The following is a 22,252-nucleotide window of genomic DNA, read 5'->3' as shown; positions in this document are numbered from 1 at the left end:
AAGGAGATTATCAGCTATGGATATAAATAACAAATTGACTGAAATAAAATTTTATGATAGTTTATTCTCATAAATAAAGAATAGGTAGTAGAAATGACAGTCATTGAAATTTTTTATTTGCTATTAGCAAGTACAAATCAAGGGTTAACGGATTCTATTAGGGAGCATGAAGAGCTTATAGTAGAAGATAAATTATAAAGTAGGGAGTGAAGGACAATATGTTGAAAAAGAATGATTTTAATTGGGCAATCTTAGGTACAGGAGTAGTTGCAAATGAAATGGCAACAGCATTAAAAAAAGCTGGTAAATCTATTTATGCTGTAGGAAATCGTACACATAGTAAGGCAGTTAGTTTTTCTGAAAAATATGGCGTGGAGAAGGTATATGATGACTTTCATGAAATGTTTCATGATGATAATGTAGATATTATTTATATTACTACACCTCATAATACTCATATTGATTTTATGCTAGAAGCTATTGCAAATGGTAAGCATATATTATGTGAGAAATCAATTACACTTAATAGTGATGAGTTAAATAGGGCTATTGAACTTGCAAAAGAAAAACAAGTTGTTATAGCAGAGGCTATGACAATCTATCATATGCCTTTATACAAGAAACTAAAGGAAATTGTGGAATTAGGTGCTCTAGGTGAAGTGCGAATGATTCAGATGAATTTTGGTAGCTATAAAGAATATGATATGGAAAATCGTTTCTTTAACTTGAATCTTGCAGGAGGAGCACTTTTAGATATTGGGGTATATGCGATTTCTTTTGCTAGATGGTTTATGTCAGCAAAACCAAATCATATAGTAAGTCAGGTGAAGTATGCACCATCTGGCGTAGATGAGCAGGTCGGAATTCTAATGATGAATGAAAATCAGGAGATGGCAACTATTGCACTTACACTTCATTCTAAGCAACCGAAGCGAGGGATGATTTCTTGTGATAAAGGCTATATTGAAATAATGGAATATCCAAGAGCAAAAAAAGCTGTAATTACTTATACAGAATCTGGCGAGAAGGAAGTTATTGAAATAGGAGAAACTGAAAATGCTTTATTCTATGAGATGGAAGATATGGAAAAAGCTATTAGAGGTGATGTAGAAGTTACTCATTTAGATTTTACTAAAGATGTTATGGATATTATGACTCAGATTAGAAAAGAATGGGGATTAGTTTATCCAGAGGAAATTAATAAAAAATAAAATAAATGTATTGTAATACAAAAATTTTGGAGGTAAGACATGGGGATATTTAATAAAGTTATGGCATCTGCATTTGGTGTGGGTGGTACAAAAATAGATACAATAGTTCATACTAAAAATATAATGCCAGGAAAAAGAATAGAAGGTATATGTAAAATAAAAGGTGGCAATATCGAGCAATATATAAATGATATCACAATAGGAGTTTATACTAATTATATACAAGAAGTAGATGATAAAATAGTAAATAAAACACAGCGTATTCAAGAACATATTATAAATATAGATAAGAATATACTTCCAAATGAAGTATGTGAAGTTGAATTCAGCTTTATACTATACAAGAGAGTCCCTGCTACTATGCATAAATCAAAGGTATGGCTATCGACTTATTTAGACATTAAGAGTGGAGTAGACACATCAGATAGAGATTATATAAATGTAGTACCTAATGAATATATGGAAAATACTATAAAGGCTATATCAGAGCTAGGATTCTCTCTTAGAGAGGTTGAAAATGAACACTGTCCAGCTAAGTTAAATGGACTTAATTTTGTCCAAGAGTTTGAATTTGTTCCAACTAGAGGTAATTATAGAAATAGACTAGATGAATTAGAATTAGTTTTTATACCTACAAATACTCATGTAGATATACTTTTAGAAGTCGATAGAAAAGCAAGAGGACTTATGAGTTTTTTAAGTGAATCTATGGGATTAGATGAATCTAAATTAAGAATTAGATTAGACAATTCTAGAAGATATAGTTTTGATGAAATTAAAAATGAAATAGAAAGACTGTTAATAAAATATTCATAAAAACTATTATATAAATAAGTAGCTTATGATATTAGTCATAGATAAGAAGATGGTTTAACTAGGTTTATATTATAAGTTAAATCAATATAATTAGAAATAACAAATAAGGAATAAGGAATACCAAGTCTTGGTATTCTTTGTTTTTATGCTTAAATTTTATGTTTTATTTGGCTATACTCTTTTCTAAGAATTAAACTATCTTTTTCCTTTTACGCATATTATTGATAATTTATATTCAAAAGGGAGCAAATATTTATTGTTTTAATAGTTAACAAATTTACAGAATATTAAAATAAACTAACTGTAGATGTGATACCATTATAGATAGAGAATTTTATTTTAATATAAAGGGGGGCGCTATGTTTAAATTTCCAAAAGATTTATACTGTGATGTTCGTATTGAAGATGTATATGAAACAAAAATAACATATACTCTGGGGGAACTTGAATAATCTAAAGTAAGAAATTATAAAGGTGCATTTATTAGAATATTTGATGGGAATAGATGGTACTATTGTTCAAGCTCAAATCTAGATAATCTACAAGTTGAAATAGATGAACTGTCTAAATTAGCAAGTCCAAACTCAAACATATATGAAAATCCAATAGTTAAAAAATTAGAAGTAAACAAAATAAAAGAATTAAATTATGAAGAAAATGGTGCAGATCAAATATCCATGAAAGATAAGCAAGACATTTTGAAAGAGAACTTTAAATTATTAGATAACAATAAATATATAACAAACTGGAAATCAAGATATATAGATAAAAAAATAGTGAAAGAAATATATTCTAGCAAAGGAACAAATCTAAAATTTGATACTCAGACTTTTGGAATGACTTTTGATTTTAATTTATCTAAGGAAGATAAAAGATTTAGTGATTCTTATAGATACTCAGATGATAAGTTTGAAGCATTGAAAAATCATACAGAGAAGATGGATGCTCATATTAAAAAGTGTGAGGATGTGCTACTTAATTCTGTACCAGTAGAAGCTGGAAAGTATACTGTGGTTTTATCTCCTTTAGCAGCAGGTGTATTTGCTCACGAAAGTTTTGGTCATAAGAGTGAGGCAGATCTTATGGTTGGTGATGAGACAATGGTAAAAGAGTGGAGTATAGGAAAAAAGGTAGGTAGTGATATTTTATCTATAGTTGATGATGGAAACCCTATAGGAAGTGGATATACCCCTTATGATGATGAAGGTAGCAAAGGTAGAAAGACTTATCTTGTTAAGAATGGTTTATTAAATGGAAGATTACATAGTTCTTCTACTGGTGCTTTACTTAATGAAGAAATTACTGGAAACTCTAGGGCTATGAACTTTGAGTATGAACCTATTGTAAGAATGACTACTACTTATATTGAAGGTGGAGATAAAACCAAGGATGAGTTAATAGGAGAAGTTAAAGATGGAATATTAATAGAGACTATTAAGCATGGTTCTGGAATGTCTACTTTTACCTTAGCGCCATCTATAGCTTACAAAATTAAAGATGGAAAAATTACAGAGCCTGTAAACATTTCTGTAATCACTGGAAATGTAATGGAAACATTAAATGAAATAGATGGTTTATCTAATGAAGTAGAGTTAATGTCATTTGTTACTGGTGGGTGCGGTAAGATGGAACAGTATCCATTACCAGTAGGATTTGGTGGACCATACGTTAGGGTTAAAAATATTAATGTTCAATAGGGAGGGAAGATATGATTAAGGAAAAGTATGTGGAATATATTAAAGAAATCTCTTTGAATATTACACAAACCAAAATAGATTCTGTTAGAAAGAAAGATATAACTAAAACAGGGATTAGAGTGTATAAGGATGGTTATGTTGGTTTTGCAGGGGAGATAGGAAATATTGATGAAGAGGAGTTGGAAAAAAAGGCAATAAGGTCACTAGAAGATAAGTTTGAATATCCTTATGAAGTTAGTAAGAACAAAAGTATAACTGAAGATTATAGCAATGAATTAGTAATTGAAGATGTGGTAGATGAGTTTGATGAAGTTATGAGTATTCTTGAAGAAAGCCAGCCAGATTTTAGTTTTGCTAATAAAATCAATGTTGTTGAAATAGAAAGAAGTATTTCTAATAGTGAAAATCTAAATCTTAAATACAAAGATAAGTTTATTGAGCTTGGGATTACTGTTAAGTATAAGAAATCCTTAAATATATTTGATACTATAATTTTAGCTGTGAGTAGAAACTATGACAGAAAATTATTTTTAGATTATGCAAATAAAATGTGTAATGCTTTTAAAAACGAAGTAGATTTTAATGAATCAAAGAAGATGACTGTAATTTTTAGAGATAGTGAAGCTCATCCATTAAATAAATTTATAGGTGATTTAAATGGGGGAATCTTCGGAAGTAATAGTTCCTTATTAAGTGATAAATTAGGTAAGAAAGCTTTTAGTAAGGATTTTACTTTATATCAAGATAATAATCCTAATGAAAATCCAATTTGCTTTTTTGATGATGAAGGTGTAGTAAATGATAATTATAGATATACCTTAATAGAAAATGGGGTAGTGAAAAGTCCCTATACTGATAAAAAGACTAGTGAAAAATACAATTTACCCTTAACAGGTGCAGGCGTATGTGAATATGATGGAATACCAAGTGTTGGGCTATCAGATTTTAATATGTTAAGGATTAAAGAAAGTGATAAGTCTATAAAAGAGCTTTTAAATGGTGAGATAGGTATATTAGCTGATTTATCAATGGGTGGTGATTTTACTGCTGATGGGAACTATGGTGCTCCTATCCAAGTAGCATATTTATTTGATGGAGAAAAACTTTTAGGAAGATTACCAGAGCTTATTATTTCTTCTAATATATTTGATATGTTTGGAAAAGACTTTGTGGGAGTTAGTAAGGATAGAGCTGATAATATGTTTAATCATAAATATTTGGTGATGAACATGGAAGTTGATAGGATTTAAATGTAATGTATTACAATTGTTGTAAAGAGCTACTATATTTAGTAGCTCTTTATATTATCAAATAATATTTTGAAGATTGATTAACTGAAATACAAATACCTGTAAAAAGAAAGTTATAGTTAAAGAAAAATAAAAAACTTCCGATTATAATATATAGAGTAATTTTATATATTATAAGTACGGGAGAATAATAATGAGTAATATAAATCAAATTATAGCGAGTAGTCTTTTAACTAATATAAGCAAAGCAAATTTAAATAATAGAAATTCATTGGATACAAACTCTAACCCATTTGATGAAATACTAAAAAATTCTTTAGGAGGTTCGATGGGATTAGGAAGTTCATGTTCATGTAATAGTGGCGTTAATCAATTAGAAATGATGGTAACTATGCTTGGAGTATTAAATAATCTAAAGGTAGATACTTCTAATGTTGTAAATAATAATTCAACAGTAAATAATAATTCAATATCAAATAACAATTCAACAATAAGTAGTAATCTGGTTAAGGAAGATTCACAAATATCTGGTGATATGAATAAAGCTATAGAATTATTGGAAAAACAAGTAGGTAAGCCTTATGTATGGGGGGCAAATGGTCCTGAGTCTTTTGATTGTTCTGGGTTAACTAGATATATATATAAGACTTCAATGGGAAAAGATATACCAAGAGTATCTTATGAACAAAGTGAGTTTGGCCAAGCGGTAGATAAAAAAGATTTACAGCCTGGAGATTTGGTTTTCTTTGATACAATGAATAAGGGAAGAGTAAGTCATGTAGGAATGTATGTTGGTAATGATGAGTTTATACATGCAGCTAATCCTAAAGATGGGGTAATAAAATCTAAGTTGTCATCATCATACTATGAGAAAAGTTATAAAGGTGCTAGAAGACCTTAGTTTGTATAAATTTGAAGCTTATGGCATTTTTTAATAAACATATAAATTAAAAAATAAGTATAATTAATAAAAAGTATACATGAATAAAAATAAAAGCCGTGCTATGGTGAAAATAGCACGGCTTTTATTTTTATAAAGATATTTACATTATCAAAGAAAACTTATTAATATTAAAAATTAATTTATAAGACTAGTGTCCAATAAGATCACTAGAGTTAAACTTATGTGTAAACTTGCTTAATAACTTGTTTATAGGTCCTTTTAATAACACGTTTACAAGAACTGATGCTACTAAGAAGATTAATAAAACTGTCATTGATTTAGCTAAGTTTGGTTCATATACTCCAGCTACTGATTCACGCATTGCACGTATTGCATGAGTGAAAGGTAATAGTGGATTTAATATTTGGAAGAACTTAGGTGTAACTTCTATTGGGAAAGTACCACCAGAACCTGCAACTTGTATTACTAATAATACTATTGCTACTGCTTTACCTATATTTCCAAATACTGACACTAGTGAGTAAACTATAAATGTAAACACTACACTAGTAAATATTGATATTAAAATAAATAATACAGGATCTACAACTTGAACACCTAACAACCATATATCTCCAACACTTACTATGAAAGATTGGATTATTGCAAGAGTTACAAATGTTAAACCTCTTCCAAAGTAAATTTGTGATGGTCTGTAATCACCATGTACTTCTGTTGTAAGGATTGATACTAGTAACAACACACCTACCCATAATGATAATACAGTATAAAATGGTGTCATTGATGAACCGTAGTTTGCTACTGGATATAATTTATTAGTAGTAAGTTCTACAGGTTCTTTTAAAAACTCTGATTGTGTTACTATATCATTTTTTAATAAATCTACTAAATCATTTATTTCTTCACTACTATTTATCTTAGAAATTGTACTTACAAGCTCATCTAAGATAGTTTTCGCTTCTGGAAGCTTTTCTTGTATAAATGCTAAACTTTCCTGAGCATTTCCCGAGAAATCAAGTGAAGTATTTAGTATATCTTCTATAGCAGGAAGTTTTGCTTCTGCTTTTTCTAATACATCTATAACATTTGATGCTACAGTTAATCCACCTGCAAATATATCATTTATAGGTTTAGCTATTTTTTCATCAAAGTTATTGTATATGTTATTTGCTATATTGTTTACATCATTAGCCACAGTTAGTATTTTGTTTAAAGTATCTAATGATGGTTGTTGTCCATTAGCTATTTGATTCTTTATTATATCTAAGCCTGATATTGCATTTTGAAGGCTAGAGTAAATACTTTCAAGTTGTGCTATTGGATTTTTTAAGAGATTTCCTGGAGTTATTTTATCTATTTTCTTTAAGAAATCAAGTAATGTTTTAGTTGTATGGGATAAGTTTGAAAGCTTAGCCTCTAAACTATTAATTAACTCTGGAGCTACATCTCCACCTTTGTTAACTATGTCTATTAAATCTTTTATAGAACTAGATATATTTGATGATACATTAGCTATTAAACCTATATCAGTTTTTATTATTGGTGATATTTCATCCATACTCTTTTGTGTATCTGTTAAGAATGTTTTTACATCACCAGATAGCTTTTTAGAGTTTTCTAAGGTTGTTTTTATAGCAGGCATATCACCTTGTACTTCTTTTATTATATCTCCTATTTTAGAAGTAGCATCAGATGCTAAGTCTACAGTTTTAGTTATTTTACCAAACTTTTGTTGAACTTCAACTAATGAAGTTTCTATTTTTTGAAGCTTAGGAAGTTGATCTTCTAAGTTTACTCCAACTTTATTAAAGACTTCAAATATTGTTTCACTAACAGTTTTTACAACAGTTTCATTTACTTCTAATTGTATTGTAGAAGCACCTTTGTCTGTTATTTTTGGAGCTATGGCATTTATTTTTTCGTTTACAGTGTAGATTATTTCACCTTTTTTTACATCTGAAGTAAGAAGTGAAGTTAAATCTTTTGAGAAGTTTTCTGGAATTTCTATACTTGCATAGTAAGTTCCATTTTCTACACCTTTACGTGCAGTTTTATCATCTACAAATTGCCATCCTAAATTAGTATTTTCTTTAAGATTACTAATTAGTTCATCTCCAACATTTACATCTTTATCAAATACACTACTACCTTTGTCTTTATTAACAACAGCCACAGAGATGTTTCCAGTACTTCCATATGGATCCCACGACGCCTCTATATTAAACCATGCATAAAGGGATGGTAATATACAAAGTCCAGTTATTACTATTAATAATGCGTAATTTGAAAAGATATCTTTTATATCTTTTTTAAATATCCTAAATATATTTCTCAACTACTACAACCTCCGAATTAATACGTCTTTAAATATTTTTTTATGTTTTTCAGATAAAAAAGTAAATATAAATGTCAAAAAAATATTATACCTATAATTAATGTCTGTAGCTAAATGATAGTCTATGACTTAATATAGTGTTATGTCTTGCTGACATAATGATAAAAATGTAACCTATAAAGCAAGGCTTTGTATAAACTTGCTGTTATGTGTTATACTATAGACAACACGTTGTTGAACATATCTTATTTTATAAATTTTGACAAAATACTACAATAAACAGTTTATTAAAATTTGTTGAGTATCATTAGGAGGAGTATATGGCGAGGAACCCAGCACAAGTAGCTCAAACAAAGCAGAATCTAAGAGAAGCCTTTTGGGAGTTATACAAAGATAAAAGAATAGATAAGATTTCTATTAAAGAAATTACTGATAAAGCAGGATATAATAGGGGAACTTTTTATCTTTATTATAAAGACGTTTATGATATTTTAGAGCAGTTAGAAGATGAACTTCTAAGTTCGTTAAATGAAATATCAGATATTCTAGTTAAATTTGTAATTAGTAAAGAAGATTACATAGGAGATTATATTAGGCTCATAGCATATCTTAAGGAAAATAATAAATACATCTCTGTATTATTTGGGGAACATGGGGATGCTTATTTTCAGTCAAGATATAAAGAGGTATTAAAGGAATGTTTAAAGGAACATATTGATATGAATGCGGTAGAGTATAGTGAAGATACTATTGATTTTTCTTTAGAGTTTTTCATATCAGGGCTTCTAGGACTAATTTTATATTATTTAGCAAAACACAAAGAACCAGATATACAAGCTTTAACTAAGATATTTAGGGGAATAGTAAGTCAAACTAATATTAGCGATTACCTAAAATAAAAGGGAAAATGTTTTTCTATAAGCTATAAGTAAAAGGCTGTTTTAAGAATATATGTTAAAAAATATATCTTAAAACAGCCTTTTATAGATTTTATCTATACTAATGTGATGATATATAGATAATAACGATTTTACATATTTTGTCGTAAAAAATATAATTAAGATGAAGATTAAAAGAATATGTAAAAGGGGAGAATTACATGAAGAAAATAATAGCACTTATGACAGCACTAATGCTAACAGTTGGTTTAGTTGGATGTAGCTCTGGAAGTAAAGAAAACGCTTCTGGTGGAGAGAAAAAGTTAAGAATGGGATATGTAACAATGGATGTTACTAGCCCATATTTCATAGCAATGATAGACGGTATGAAAGAAAAAGCTGAAGAATTAGGAATAGAGCTTAGTATACATGATGGGAAGTATGAAGCTCAACCTCAAATAGATGCTATGGAAACTCTTATAACTCAAAAAGTTGACGCAATAATATTAAGTGCAAATGATGTTGAAGCATTACAACCAATGGTTGATAAAGCTAAAGAAGCAGGAATAAAAGTAGTTGCTGCTAACGTTGAAATGAAAAACGTTGATGCATTTGTAAGCTTAAATGAATACGATTATGGATACCAAGGTGGAGAGATAGCTGGTAAATACATAAAAGAAAAAATGAATGGACAAGCTGAAGTAGCTGTTCTTACTTTCAGTCAAATACCTGCAGTTTTAGATAGAGCTAAAGGATTAGTAGAAGGTATAAAAGCTTATGCTCCAGATGTTAAGATAGTAGCAGAAACTGATGCTAATGATAGAGAAACAGGGATGAAGGCTGCTGAAAATATAATACAAGCAAATCCTAATGTAAATGTATTTGTTGGTATAAGTGATGATGCTGTACTTGGAGCTTATGAAGCTATGACTGCTGCAAACAAAACTGGTGATAATGTATGTTTAGTTGGTCTTGATGCAGTAGATGAAGCATTACAAAAAATAAATGATGGAACTATATACAGAGGAACTGTTGATATAGCACCATTTGAAAGTGGAAAGAATATAATAGATACAGCTAAAAAAGTTATAGACAATGGACCAATATCAGAAATGATAAAATTCCCAATGACTCAAGTAACTAAAGAAAACATAGCTGACTATATAAAATAGTATAAATGTATAAATGGAAGAGGTATGAAATCTAACGGATTTTATACCTCTTTATGAGAATTCAGAGAAAATAAGAAAATTTGTTTTGTAAGCTGAATTAATATATAGAAATTAAAGATAGAACAGAAAAATATTTAACATAAAATGAATAACGAGGGTAATGTTGTGATAGAAACTATACTTAAATTGAAAAACATAACTAAAGTTTATCCTGGAGTTAAGGCACTTGATGATATAAGTTTGGAATTTGAAAAAGGTAAAATACATTCAATAGTTGGGGAAAATGGTGCAGGTAAGTCTACTTTTATAAAGATAATTACTGGTGCAGAGAAAGTTACAAGTGGAGATCTTATATACAAAAATAATAAGATTATTAAAAACTCACCATATACCAGTATAAAAAATGGAATAAACTGCGTATATCAAGAACTAAATGTAATACCTGATTTATCAATAGCTGAAAATATATTTTATGGATGTGAATTAACTAAAGGGCTATTTTTAGATAAAAAAATAATGTATGAAAAAAGTGATGAAATACTAAGAAATCTTGGTGTAAATTTAGAGTCTAAAAAGCTTGTTAAAGAAATAGGGATAGGAAATCAACAAATAGTAGAAATTGCAAAGGCTCTTACTAAAAACCTAGAGGTATTAATTCTTGATGAACCAACAGCATCTCTTACAAAAAATGAAATAGATATGCTTTTTAAGATATTATATAAGCTTAAAGATAATGGTGTAGCTATTATTTATATATCTCATAGATTAGATGAGGTACTAAGTATTTCTGATAATATAAGTGTATTTAGAGATGGAAAGCTTATTGTTACTGAGGATAGAGAAAAATTAGATGAAAATAAAATAATAAATTATATGGTTGGAAGAGATTTGGATATTACTAAAACTGCTAAGGATTATTCAACTGATGAAGTAATATTAAAGGTCGAAAATTTAAGTAGTGAATATGTAAAAAATGTTTCTTTTGAACTAAAAAAAGGGGAAGTACTAGGGATTGCAGGTCTTGTTGCATCGGGGAGAACAGAACTTGCAAACGCATTGTTTGGAGTTGATAAAAAGCTTGGGGGAGAAATTTTTATTAACAATACTAAGGTAGAGATTAATAGCCCGACAGATGCTATAGATAAGGGGTTAGCATTTATTACGGAAGATAGAAAAGATTCGGGATTAATATTAGAGATGAGTATTACTGATAATACTAGTTTATCATCTTTAAGTAAGTATATAAAAAATGTGTTTATTGATAAAAAGAAGAGAGAAGAAGAAGTAAACTCAGTATTAAAGGATTTAAAGCTTAAGTATTCATCATTAAAAGAACATGTGAATAACTTAAGTGGGGGTAATCAACAAAAGGTAGTAATTGCTAAGTGGTTACTTACTAATAGTAATATTATTATCTTTGATGAACCAACCAGGGGGATAGATGTAGGCGCGAAAGAAGAAGTATATAAGATTATGGAAAAACTAGTTTCAGAAGGGAAATCAATAATAATGATATCTTCTGAGATGGAAGAGATTTTTAGAATGAGTAACAATATTTTAGTAATGAGTAATGGACAAGTTGTATCAAAGTATAAAAACAAAGAATTATCTTCTGAGCAAATATTTATGGATTCAGCTAGTTTATTGAGGGAGAGAGATTATGAAAAGTAAAAAACTTAAGATAAATATTTTTGAGTATGGAATATTATTATTCTTATTATGTTTAATAGGTATATTTTCAATGTCTTCAGAGTATTTCTTTACTTTTGAAAACTTAACAAATATAGTAAGACAAATATCAATAGTTGGTATATCAACAGTTGCAATGACAATGGTTATTTTAACAGGTGGTATAGATTTATCTGTTGGTGCTATTCTTGCACTAAGTTCTGTAACCTTAGCAAAGATGTTATCAGGTGGAGTTAATATGTACCTTGCAATAGGAGTGACTTTAGTTGGTGGTATAGCTATGGGGCTGATAAATGGATTTTTAATTAATAAGGTTAAAATATCTCCTTTAATATCAACTTTAGGTACTATGACAATATTCAGAGGGATAGCTTATATAGTAACTGGTGGTTTACCTGTTTATGGATTCCCTAAGGAGTTTTCATTTATTGGTCAAGGATATATAGGAAGTATACCTGTTCCAATTTTTATTTTGGCTGGGGTATATATAATTGGATTTGTAATATTATATTGCACTAAGTTTGGTGTACATGTATATGGTATAGGTGGAAGTGAAAAGGCAAGTTTGTTATCAGGTGTAAAGGTAAACTTAGTTAAATACAAGGTTTATGCTATATCTGGATTACTTGCATCACTTGCAGGTGTAGTTAGTTTATCAAGGATAAATAGCGGACTTCCTAACACTGGATCTAGTTTTGAGCTGGATGTTGTAACAGCAGTAGTTTTAGGAGGAATAAGTGTTAATGGTGGTTCTGGTAAATTATCAGGAGTAATTATTGGATGTTTGATAATAGGGATTTTATCAAATGGGATGATACTGTTAAACATAGGTGAGTATTATCAAATGGTAGTTAAAGGATTAGTTTTATTGATAGCAGTAGGGATAGATAATTATAGTAAAAAATAAGAATTTTAAGTATATAAGAAAATAAGAATATATAGAAGCTAAAATGAATTGGTAAAATGGGAGGTTAGTATGAATTTAAATTGGGGATTATTTGACAGCTCTGTTAAACATATAAAAGGCAGAGAAGATGAACTATTAAATAGTAATTTAGAGTTAAAGGTTGTTAAGGAAGAAGAATTTGCTTTTCAACTATTATTAAAAGGTGATGAAAATTATTTATGCCAGTTAAATAAAATAAATGATATACATTACTTAGGTCTTAACAATAAAATTCGTATAGTTTTAGAAATGGAAGAAGCTTTAGAAGACAGCTTTAAAGTATCTTTCTTAGGATATATCCAAAACGATACTAAAGATTATATAGGAGATGCAATACTTAATGTAAATTCTAAGTATATAGAAGATTATCAAATGTTATGGATAGAAGGTAGAGTGCCTAAAGGCTATAACAAAGATAATATTAATCTTAAGATAAAAGCATACTTTACTACAGAATATGAGGAAGAAATAGTAATAAAAGAAGAAGAATTAAATATAGGTGTAATAGATTATGTTCTAGAAGATACAAATAAAAGTGATTTCTTCTTAGATTTATGGCAACATCCATGTAACTGGGCTAGACATTATGAAGTTGATTATTTTAGTGAAGAACACTTTAAGATAATGGACAACTTCTTATGTGAAATGTCAAAGTTAGGTCAGAAGGTAATAGACTTAATAGTTACTGACTATCCATGGGCAGGACAAAGATGTTATGAAGTTCATGAAAATGCAGCTAACTTATTTGAAATGAACATAGTAAAGGTTACTAAGAAAGATAATAAAATACTATGTGATTTTAGTAATTTAGATAGATATGTAGATCTTTGCTTAAAGTACAACATAAACAAAGAAATAAATATATTTGGACTTATAGGAAACTGGGATGCCTTTAAGTTTGGTAGCCCTTTAAAAGATTATAGAGATGCAATAAGAGTAAATTATTATGATGAAGATAAGAAAAGATTTGATTATATAAAAGAAAAAGAAGATTTCTCAGCTTATCTAGAAGCTTTATTTGATCATTTAGATGAAAAAGGATATTTAGATATTACTAAGATAATAGCTGATGAACCAGATAACATAGAAATATTTATGGAAAATATAAACTTTATTGAAAACAGTGCTAAAGGAAAGCAAATAAGATACAAGTGTGCAATACATCATCAAGAGTTTTTTGAAAAAGCAGATATAGATATAGAAAACTTATCATTAAACACTTGTGAGCTTATTAATAATATAGATAAATTAGATGAAATAAAGAAAGAGCTTGAAGCTAAAGATGGATACTTTACTTGGTATTCTTGCTGTTTCCCAGATAAGTTAAATGTATTCTTAGATTCGCCACTTTTAGAAACTAGAATGACTGGATGGTTTACATATTACTGTAACTTAGATGGATTCTTAAGATGGGCTTATGGAGTATGGCCAGGAGATTTATTTAATAATGGAACTTACAAAAAAGAAAAGTGGAAGGCTGGAGATATGTTCTTAGTTTATCCAGGGAAAGACATGAAGCCTATGGATTCTGTAAGAAGTAAGAACTTATTATTTGGAATTCAAGATTTTAATATATTTAAAGATATTGAAGGTAAGCTAGGAAGTAAAAATATTAATGATGAAATAGAAAAACTAATAGGAAAGAAATCAGAGATGAAGTTTGTTGGAGAAAGATCTGTACAGATGAATTATTCATTAGACTCTGAAAAATATACAAGTTTAAGAAATGAATTATTAGAAAAATACTTAATTAATTAGTTAGAAGTAAGTATATAAAAATTGGGTGAAATTAGTATTTAAAAACTATTAAATTTGAAATGTTAAAGGTATAAAATCAACTTAAAAAAGGATTAACAATAATATAAGTAGATTGTTAAAAAAGATTATGTGAAATTAAGTTTAGAATAAGACAATGTAGAGGATGGGGAGATGAATTATGGGAGCTAGAAGTGCTAAAGTTGAAGAATTTGAAAGTGCAGTAGGTTTAATTAATAAGGTATTTAGAGACTTAAGAGGAGAAAAGCCAACTATGCAACAAGAATTCCCTCTACTACTAAACAAAGATAATGTTGAGAATATGATAGTTATTGAAAGAGACAATAAAATAGTTTCTGATGTAAATTACCTTATTCAAGATGTAACTATACAAGGAAATGATATAAAAGTAGCTAGTATAGGAGGGGTATGTACAGACCCTGAACATGAAGGAAATAGATATTCATCTACAATACTTGATTATGTGGAAGATAAGATGCTAAAAGATGGTGTGGATGTAGTTTGCATATCTGGTACTAGAACTTTATACACAAGAAGAAAGTGTAGTATACCTAAAAGCTTTTATAAATATACAGTATATCCACTAGATTTAGATATAGATTTTGAAGTTAGAGAATATGATGAATGTCATCTTAATAAGATGATGGAAATATACAACCAAAACAGTACTAGATTTTTAAGAACTAAATATGAATTTGAAACATTACTAGAAAGTTCTACTATACCTTGGGGAACTTATACTTATAAAAAGCTTGTAATAACTATTGACGAAGAAGTAATAGGATACATTGTTATGAGAGTTATAGATGAGGAAAAGTTATATGGTGAAGTAAGAGAAATGTATATAGAGCCAAGTTACACTTATCAAGCTTTAAGATATGTAGCTAATAAATATAACTTAGAATATGTAATAACTTTTGTTCATGTAAAAGACTATGTAAACCAATTAAGGGATTATGATGAAAAAGAAATAGCACCTATGGATGGAAGCTTAAAAATAATAAACTTTGAAGCTTTTACAGATAAGCTTAGAAGATATTTTGAGCAATATGTAGATGGTAAAGTTATTAATAATATGGACTTTATAAAAGAAGAAGATAAGTTTGTTATAAGTTTTGGAGATGAAAAGCTAGCTATAGATGACATAGAGAAACTAGTTATTGATGATATAGATAAATTAAACAGATTATTCTTTGAGGGATATGAAGTTATAGAAGAAGAATTAAAAGAGCTTAAGGTTATAAAAGAATTTGCTGAGAAAGTATTTCCAATACACTTTGTATGGAGCTCAAATTTAAACTATCAATAGGGGAGTGTTAATATGGAGATTTTACAAAAGATATCTGATTGTGTAGTTAATATGGAAAAAGAAGAAATTAAGGAATTAATATTAGAAGCTTTAAAAGACGAGTCTTTAGATGTAGAAGATATATACGACAAAGGCTTAAATGCTGGAATGATAAGAGCACTAGATATGTTTGAAGAAAAAGAATATTATCTTTCTGAAGTAATAGTATGTGCTGATACTTTAAATGAAGGTATAGACGTACTTAAAAAATACGGTAAAAGTAAATCTCAAAACAAGGGTACAGTAATATTATCTGTTGTTGAGGGAGATACTCACGAAATAGGAAAAAACATTGTAAAGATAATGATAGAGTCATCTGGTTACAAGGTTATAGATATGGGAGTTAATCAAAAAAGTAAAGATATTATAAATACAGCTATAGAAAACCATGCTGATATTATAGCTTTATCTTCAATGATGACTACTACTATGGAAAATATGAAAACTGTAATAGATGAGCTAAATGATATGAATTTAGAGGAAAGACCTAAAATAATAGTAGGTGGGGGTCCTGTAAGTAATAGATTTGCAGAAACAATAGGTGCTGATGGATATAGTGAAAATGCACCAAGAGCAGTAAGACTAATACAAAGACTTATGGGGGAGGCAGTGTAGATGACATTATTAGAATATATAAACAGTGAACCTAGAGGATTTTTCCTTCCAGATATGGCTACAAATGGTCTGTTTTTAATAAGTAAAACAGCTTATGAAGTATATGAAAGTGTAGAAAATCAACTTCATCTTGCTAAAACTATGAATGAATATTTTGAATCAGACTTTATATATTCTTTCTGTGATGGAATAATATTCTGTGAAACAATAGGGCTAGATATACTAAAGCCTGACTATGATTTCCCAAGTGTTTTAAGTCATAGTATTACTGATTTAGATATATTAAGCAAATATGAAGTTCCAGATCCATATAAAAGTAAAAGAATGCCTACAAACATAGAAAGTTTAACTCAAATAGCTAAGAATATTGATAAGCCATTATATATATCAATACAAGGTCCATTTACATTAGCAGTACAGCTAGCAGGTGCTACTCATTTACTTAGATCTATAATAACTAATGAAGAGTTTGTTCTTAAGCTACTAGAGTTTACAACAGAAACAGTAAGAAGATATGCAGTGGCGGCAAATAAAGCTGGAGCAAAATTAATATCAATTTCAGAGCCAGCAGCAGTTACTTTAAATAAAGAAAGATTCGATAAATATGTAGTTCCAAATGCAAACAAGATCTATAAGGAGCTTGATTGTTGGAAGAGTATGCATATTTGTGGAGATACTAGTGAATTACTTGAAAATATGCTTAGCTGTGATTTAGATGCTGTAAGCTTAGACCAAATAATGGACTATAGAGAGGTTATGCCTAAGATTCCTAGTGATAAGGTATTAATAGGAAATCTTGATCCAATAGAGCTATTAGGAAGGTCTACTCCTGAGAAGATAAGAGAAGAAACTTTAAAGTTAACTAAGGCTATGAGAAAATATAATAACTTCTTATGTGCTTTTGGTTGTAATTGTACAAATGATAGTCCTGTAGAAAATCTACAAGCAGCTATTAACACTGGAAGATTATCATATGAAGAATTAGATAGGATAGAGATGTAATGAATATAGAAGAAGTAAAGATAGAAGAAGTAAAGATTGATAAAAGAACTGTTGAGAAGTTTTTAGGATATGGAAGTAGAAAAGTTCCTAAAAATATAGACAAAGTTATTGATGAAGAAATAGAAAGCATTAATGACTTGTTAGAAATAAGTGTGTTCACTAATGAAATTGATAAGGACAATAATGACTTTGGTGGAGAGTATGTAAAAAAGTGTTTTGCACAGTGTGAAAAATCTTATGTGGCTTTATATTCTATTGGAAGTAAGATAGAAGATAAGATAAACAAGTCTATGTCTAGTAATGATATGATAAGAGGATTTGTGCTAGATAAGGTCGGTATAGTTGCTCTTGATTATATTAATGAGTGTATTAAGAAAAATTTAGAAGAGAAGTATGGTTTGTATATTTCTAGTGAGATATATCCTGGTAATAAGGATTTTGAGGTTAATAACCAAAGAGTTATTTATGAGTATTTAAAGAATGATGATATTACTATTAATGAATACAATCAGATGCATCCAATAAAAAGTGTGGCTATGATTTTATGTATTGGTAAAAACAAAAGCTGTGTATCAAGATGTGATGAATGTGGAAATAAGTGTATTTAGATATAAATAACAAGATTACATATTAAAAAATAGAATGTTTAAGAAATAGAATAATTAAGGCCTGCTATCGGTATTGTATCGGTAGTAGGCCTTTTAGTTTTTTTTACTCAAAGGAGATGTATACAGAATAAGCTGAGGATTACTTTAATATATAATATTATGACCTAAAAATATTTTTGTGACAAAACATAAAAATTTATAATGAGGTGGAATATGGAAGAAAATAATGTATTAAAAGTAAAAGGTAAAGTGGCAGTAATCTCTGGTGCAGCATCAGGTATAGGGTTGGGTGCAGCACAATTACTAGCACAATATGGTGTTAAAGTAGCTATGCTAGATGTAAACCTAGAAGGAAAGAATGAAGCTGAAAAAATAAGGGACAAAGGGTATGATGCTAAGTTCTATAAGTGTAATGTTACGTCAATAGATGAATGTAAAGATACTATAAAAAGAATAGAAGATGATTTTGGAAGAATAGATATACTTTTTAATAATGCAGGAGTGACAGTTAGAAAGACTGTAGTAGAGCTAGAAGAAGCTGAGTGGGATTTTGTGCTAGGTGTAGGATTAAAAGGGACTTACTTATTATCAAAATTTGCAATACCTGTTATGGAGAAAAATGGTGGTGGAAGTATAATAAACACTGGTTCAGGATGGGGATTAAAAGGTGGCGACAAAGCGGCTGCTTATTGTGCTGTAAAAGGTGGAATAGTAAATCTAACAAGAGCAATGGCAATAGATCATGGAAAATCAAATATTAGAGTTAACTCTGTAAATCCAGGGGATACGGCTACTAATATGCTAAGAGAAGAAGGAAGACAATTAGGTATAAATGAAGTAGAATTTTTCAAAGATTCTGCAGTAGGTAGACCATTAGAAAGACTAGGATTCCCAGAGGATATTGCAAAAGCAGTACTTTTCTTATCAAGTGATTTATCTAGTTGGATAACTGGTACTGCAGTGGTAGTTGATGGTGGAGGAATAGCTTAAAATATTGGTTGAAAAAGGGGAGGATAAAAATGTCTATTAAAGGATTGAGTTCACATCCATATATTCCAAATTCAGTAAAAGAGATTCAAGAAGATATGCTAAAAGAAATAGGATTAAATTCTCTAGAGGATTTACATGCAGAGGTTCCTAAAGAAATAAAATTAGAAAGAAAACTAGATTTGCCAGAGGCAATAGTTTCTGAGTATGATTTAAAACGCCATGTAGAAAATATTTTGAAAAAAAATATTACATGTGAAGATTACATGAACTTTATGGGTTACGGATGCTATCAGCACTATGTACCTGCTATTTGTGATGAAGTTAATACAAGAGCAGAGTTTTTGACTGCATATGGAGGAGAGCCATACAATGATTTTGGAAGATTCCAAAGTTTATTTGAATATGAGAGTTTGGTAGCGGAATTAGTTGATATGGATGTTGTTAGTGTGCCAACGTTTGATTTAGCTCAAGCAGCATCTACCGCTGTAAGAATGTCATCAAGGATTAATAGTAGAAAGGTTGCATTGGTTCCTAAAACTATACATAAGGAAAGATTTTTAGTAATGAAAAACTACTGTGCACCAGACATAAGCTTTAAGATGATTGATTATGATGAAAAAACAGGGTTAATGGATTTAGAAGATTTTAAAAATAAAATAGATGAAAATGTTTGTGCAGTTTATATAGAAAATCCATCTGCTTTAGGTTTTATTGAAACTCAAGGAGAGGAAATATTTAAAATAGCTCATGAAGCTGGAGCAGTAAGTATAGTAGGTGTAGATCCTATATCTTTAGGTGTTATTACTCCACCAAGTCAATATGGTGCTGATATTGTAGTAGGGGATGTACAAGTATTAGGGAATCATATGAACTATGGTGGTGGTCAATCAGGATTTATCTCTACAAGAGATGAAGAAAAATTTGTTATGGAGTACCCATCTAGATTGTTTGGTATTGCGAAAACATCAGTAGATGGAGAGTATGGATTTGGTGATGTAGCTTATGATAGAACATCTTTCGGAAATCTAAGAGAAAAAGGAAAAGAGTTTGTAGGTACTCAGTCTGCATTACTTGGAATTACAGCAGGTGTATATCTATCTTTAATGGGTCCAATGGGAATGTATGAAGTTGGAAAGAGTATAATGCAAAATAGTAGATATGCTGCAAATAAGCTAAGTGAAATAGAAGGAGTAAGTTTGCGATTTGATTCACCATTCTTTAAAGAATTTATTTTAGATTTTAATAATAGTTCAAAAACAGTAAAAGAAATAAAAGAAAAATTATTAGAAAAAAATATATTTTCAGGTAAAGATTTAAGTGAAGATTACAAAGAGCTAGGTCAATGTATGCTATGTTGTATTACTGAAATACACACAAAAGAAATGATTGATACATTTGTAAATGAGCTTAAGGCTTTATTAAACTAGGAAGGGGTGCTCAGATTGAAGCTTATAGATAGAAGTTTTAAAGTTAAGAATTTCCATCAGGCAAAATGGGATGAACCTATAATATTTGAATTATCGAAAAAAGGTGAGAGAGGTGTAATACCACCTACACCATGTAAAGAAATTCAAGATGCTGTGGGAGATACAATAGATATATTACCAGATAATATGAAAAGAAAAGAATTAGATTTACCTGAAATAGCACAACATAGAACGCTAAGACACTATTTAAGATTATCTCAAGAAACACTAGGAGCTGATTTGAATATAGAAATTGGGCAAGGTACATGTACTGTAAAATATAGTCCAAAAATAAATGAGAAGTTGGCAAGGATGCCACAAATGACAGAATTACATCCACTACAAGATGAAAGTACAACTCAAGGTATTTTAGAAATAATGTATAACACTGAGCAATATATGAAAGAAATCTCTGGTATGGATAGATTTTCTTTTCAACCAAGTGGAGGAAGTCAAGCTATTATGACTATGGCTTCACTTGTAAGAGCATATCACGATAAAAAGGGAGAAGGAGATACACGTGATGAAATTATAACTACTGTGTATTCTCATCCATCAGATGCAGCAGCACCTGCAGTTCAAGGATATAAAATAATAACAATATTCCCTGATGAAAATGGATACCCAGATTATGATGCATTTAAGGCGGCTGTATCAGAAAGAACTGCTGCATTCTTTGTGGCAAACCCAGAAGACACTGGGGTATTTAACACAAGAGTAAAAGATTTTACAGAATTAGTTCATAGTGTTGGTGGAGTATGTTGTTATGACCAGGCAAATGCTAACGGATTATTAGGAGTAACTAGAGCAAAAGATGCAGGCTTTGATATGTGCTTCTTTAATATCCATAAGACTTTTTCTGCGCCACATGGATGTGGAGGTCCAGCAACAGGTGCTATAGGTGTTACTGATAAATTTATATCTTTTTTACCTTGTCCTGTAGTTGATTACAATAAAGAAAGTAATAATTATTTCCTTAATTATAATCTAGAAGATAGTATAGGGAAAGTTAGAATATTTAATGGAGTTCCTCAGGTAGTATTAAAAGCATACTCTTGGATAAGGGCTCTAGGTGGAGATGGATTGTACGAGGTTGCTAAAATAGCTGTTTTAAATAACAACTATTTGTTTAATAAACTAATGCAGCACAAAGCAGTTGATGCACCATACATCAAAGGAAAGCAAAGAATAGAGCAAGCAAGATATACTCTAAAAAATTTAAAAGAAGATACTGGAGTTGGAACAGGGGACATACAAAGAAGAATGATGGACTTTGGTATGCACTACTGGACTAGTCATCATCCATATTATGTAGAAGAGCCTATGACTCTAGAACCTACTGAAACACCATCAAAAGAAGATTTAGATGAATATATCAATGCTCTTACTTTTGCATTTGATGAAGCATATGAGGATCCAAAAATAGCTTATAATGCACCATATAGAAGTAGTTCACATAAGGTTGATGAATCTGAACTTGATGATAGCGATAAGTGGGCAATCACATGGAGAGCTTACTTAAAGAAGGCAGATAAATAATATTTACCTA

Annotated in this window: 18 protein-coding genes; 17 read left to right on the top strand and 1 reads right to left on the bottom strand. The window is 29.6% G+C overall.

The genetic code is table 11. From position 1 onward, the window contains the following. Positions 1-218: 218 nt before the first annotated feature. The 5 genes from ACI48P_RS11370 (at position 219) to ACI48P_RS11350 (ending at position 5,875) form a co-directional block, all read left to right on the top strand. Entirely contained in the window at positions 219-1,211 is a 993-nt protein-coding gene (locus ACI48P_RS11370; protein ID WP_475215768.1) for a Gfo/Idh/MocA family protein, read from the top strand. Positions 1,212-1,250: 39 nt separating this feature from the next. Continuing rightward, complete coding sequence (locus tag ACI48P_RS11365) at positions 1,251-2,027, top strand: sporulation protein (RefSeq protein WP_475215766.1); 777 nt, start codon at positions 1,251-1,253, stop codon at positions 2,025-2,027. Positions 2,028-2,704: 677 nt separating this feature from the next. Continuing rightward, positions 2,705-3,724 carry a TldD/PmbA family protein gene (locus ACI48P_RS11360; RefSeq protein ID WP_475215764.1) on the top strand — a complete coding sequence of 340 codons (1,020 nt, stop codon included), beginning with the start codon at positions 2,705-2,707 and terminating at the stop codon, positions 3,722-3,724. 11 nt (positions 3,725-3,735) lie between these two features. Then, a complete protein-coding gene (locus tag ACI48P_RS11355; RefSeq protein WP_475215763.1) occupies positions 3,736-4,974 on the top strand; it encodes a metallopeptidase TldD-related protein in 1,239 nt (412 codons plus the stop codon). Positions 4,975-5,167: 193 nt separating this feature from the next. Further along, the gene (locus ACI48P_RS11350) at positions 5,168-5,875 is read left to right on the top strand and encodes a C40 family peptidase (protein ID WP_475215762.1); all 708 of its coding nucleotides are present in this window, start codon (positions 5,168-5,170) and stop codon (positions 5,873-5,875) included. Positions 5,876-6,065: 190 nt separating this feature from the next. On the opposite strand, the gene ACI48P_RS11345 is transcribed toward ACI48P_RS11350, so the two are convergent. Next, entirely contained in the window at positions 6,066-8,213 is a 2,148-nt protein-coding gene (locus ACI48P_RS11345) for a YhgE/Pip domain-containing protein (protein WP_475215760.1), read from the bottom strand. 320 nt (positions 8,214-8,533) lie between these two features. Between ACI48P_RS11345 and ACI48P_RS11340 the strand changes: the two genes are divergently transcribed. The 12 genes from ACI48P_RS11340 (at position 8,534) to gcvPB (ending at position 22,242) form a co-directional block, all read left to right on the top strand. After that, the gene (locus tag ACI48P_RS11340) at positions 8,534-9,112 is read left to right on the top strand and encodes a TetR/AcrR family transcriptional regulator (RefSeq protein WP_475215758.1); all 579 of its coding nucleotides are present in this window, start codon (positions 8,534-8,536) and stop codon (positions 9,110-9,112) included. A 200-nt stretch (positions 9,113-9,312) separates the two neighbouring features. After that, positions 9,313-10,263, top strand: coding sequence for a sugar ABC transporter substrate-binding protein (locus ACI48P_RS11335; protein WP_475215756.1), 951 nt, complete (start codon positions 9,313-9,315; stop codon positions 10,261-10,263). 165 nt (positions 10,264-10,428) lie between these two features. Then, positions 10,429-11,934 (top strand): sugar ABC transporter ATP-binding protein, encoded by a 1,506-nt coding sequence (locus ACI48P_RS11330; RefSeq protein WP_475215755.1) that lies wholly within the window; start codon positions 10,429-10,431, stop codon positions 11,932-11,934. Further along, complete coding sequence (locus ACI48P_RS11325; RefSeq protein ID WP_475215754.1) at positions 11,924-12,859, top strand: ABC transporter permease; 936 nt, start codon at positions 11,924-11,926, stop codon at positions 12,857-12,859. The genes ACI48P_RS11330 and ACI48P_RS11325 overlap by 11 nt, the downstream gene beginning before the upstream one ends. Before the next feature lie 69 nt (positions 12,860-12,928). Then, positions 12,929-14,656, top strand: coding sequence for a DUF4091 domain-containing protein (locus ACI48P_RS11320; protein WP_475215752.1), 1,728 nt, complete (start codon positions 12,929-12,931; stop codon positions 14,654-14,656). Between the two features lie 178 nt (positions 14,657-14,834). Further along, complete coding sequence (locus ACI48P_RS11315; RefSeq protein ID WP_475215750.1) at positions 14,835-15,983, top strand: GNAT family N-acetyltransferase; 1,149 nt, start codon at positions 14,835-14,837, stop codon at positions 15,981-15,983. A gap of 12 nt (positions 15,984-15,995) precedes the next feature. Further along, complete coding sequence (locus ACI48P_RS11310; protein ID WP_475215748.1) at positions 15,996-16,637, top strand: cobalamin B12-binding domain-containing protein; 642 nt, start codon at positions 15,996-15,998, stop codon at positions 16,635-16,637. Further along, positions 16,638-17,639 carry a uroporphyrinogen decarboxylase family protein gene (locus tag ACI48P_RS11305; RefSeq protein ID WP_475215747.1) on the top strand — a complete coding sequence of 334 codons (1,002 nt, stop codon included), beginning with the start codon at positions 16,638-16,640 and terminating at the stop codon, positions 17,637-17,639. Further along, a complete protein-coding gene (locus ACI48P_RS11300) occupies positions 17,639-18,247 on the top strand; it encodes a hypothetical protein (RefSeq protein ID WP_475215745.1) in 609 nt (202 codons plus the stop codon). Before ACI48P_RS11305 ends, ACI48P_RS11300 begins: the two co-directional genes overlap by 1 nt. A 213-nt stretch (positions 18,248-18,460) precedes the next feature. Beyond that, positions 18,461-19,237 (top strand): SDR family NAD(P)-dependent oxidoreductase, encoded by a 777-nt coding sequence (locus ACI48P_RS11295; protein ID WP_475215743.1) that lies wholly within the window; start codon positions 18,461-18,463, stop codon positions 19,235-19,237. Between the two features lie 29 nt (positions 19,238-19,266). Then, positions 19,267-20,664 (top strand): aminomethyl-transferring glycine dehydrogenase subunit GcvPA, encoded by a 1,398-nt coding sequence (gene gcvPA / locus ACI48P_RS11290; RefSeq protein ID WP_475215742.1) that lies wholly within the window; start codon positions 19,267-19,269, stop codon positions 20,662-20,664. A gap of 15 nt (positions 20,665-20,679) precedes the next feature. After that, a complete protein-coding gene (gene gcvPB / locus ACI48P_RS11285) occupies positions 20,680-22,242 on the top strand; it encodes an aminomethyl-transferring glycine dehydrogenase subunit GcvPB (RefSeq protein WP_475215740.1) in 1,563 nt (520 codons plus the stop codon). The last annotated feature ends 10 nt before the right edge of the window (positions 22,243-22,252 follow it).

The organism is Romboutsia sp. LXY-2, from assembly GCF_056171995.1.
Note: the sequence above shows the minus strand (reverse complement) of the source record. Positions and strands in the feature narration are given on the sequence as shown.

Coding starts and splice junctions, on each gene's coding strand:
- ACI48P_RS11370 (WP_475215768.1), top strand. CDS start 219: ATGTTGAAAAAGAATGATTTTAATTGGGCAATCTTAGGTACAGGAGTA.
- ACI48P_RS11365 (WP_475215766.1), top strand. CDS start 1,251: ATGGGGATATTTAATAAAGTTATGGCATCTGCATTTGGTGTGGGTGGT.
- ACI48P_RS11360 (WP_475215764.1), top strand. CDS start 2,705: ATGAAAGATAAGCAAGACATTTTGAAAGAGAACTTTAAATTATTAGAT.
- ACI48P_RS11355 (WP_475215763.1), top strand. CDS start 3,736: ATGATTAAGGAAAAGTATGTGGAATATATTAAAGAAATCTCTTTGAAT.
- ACI48P_RS11350 (WP_475215762.1), top strand. CDS start 5,168: ATGAGTAATATAAATCAAATTATAGCGAGTAGTCTTTTAACTAATATA.
- ACI48P_RS11340 (WP_475215758.1), top strand. CDS start 8,534: ATGGCGAGGAACCCAGCACAAGTAGCTCAAACAAAGCAGAATCTAAGA.
- ACI48P_RS11335 (WP_475215756.1), top strand. CDS start 9,313: ATGAAGAAAATAATAGCACTTATGACAGCACTAATGCTAACAGTTGGT.
- ACI48P_RS11325 (WP_475215754.1), top strand. CDS start 11,924: ATGAAAAGTAAAAAACTTAAGATAAATATTTTTGAGTATGGAATATTA.
- ACI48P_RS11320 (WP_475215752.1), top strand. CDS start 12,929: ATGAATTTAAATTGGGGATTATTTGACAGCTCTGTTAAACATATAAAA.
- ACI48P_RS11315 (WP_475215750.1), top strand. CDS start 14,835: ATGGGAGCTAGAAGTGCTAAAGTTGAAGAATTTGAAAGTGCAGTAGGT.
- ACI48P_RS11310 (WP_475215748.1), top strand. CDS start 15,996: ATGGAGATTTTACAAAAGATATCTGATTGTGTAGTTAATATGGAAAAA.
- ACI48P_RS11305 (WP_475215747.1), top strand. CDS start 16,638: ATGACATTATTAGAATATATAAACAGTGAACCTAGAGGATTTTTCCTT.
- ACI48P_RS11300 (WP_475215745.1), top strand. CDS start 17,639: ATGAATATAGAAGAAGTAAAGATAGAAGAAGTAAAGATTGATAAAAGA.
- ACI48P_RS11295 (WP_475215743.1), top strand. CDS start 18,461: ATGGAAGAAAATAATGTATTAAAAGTAAAAGGTAAAGTGGCAGTAATC.
- gcvPA (WP_475215742.1), top strand. CDS start 19,267: ATGTCTATTAAAGGATTGAGTTCACATCCATATATTCCAAATTCAGTA.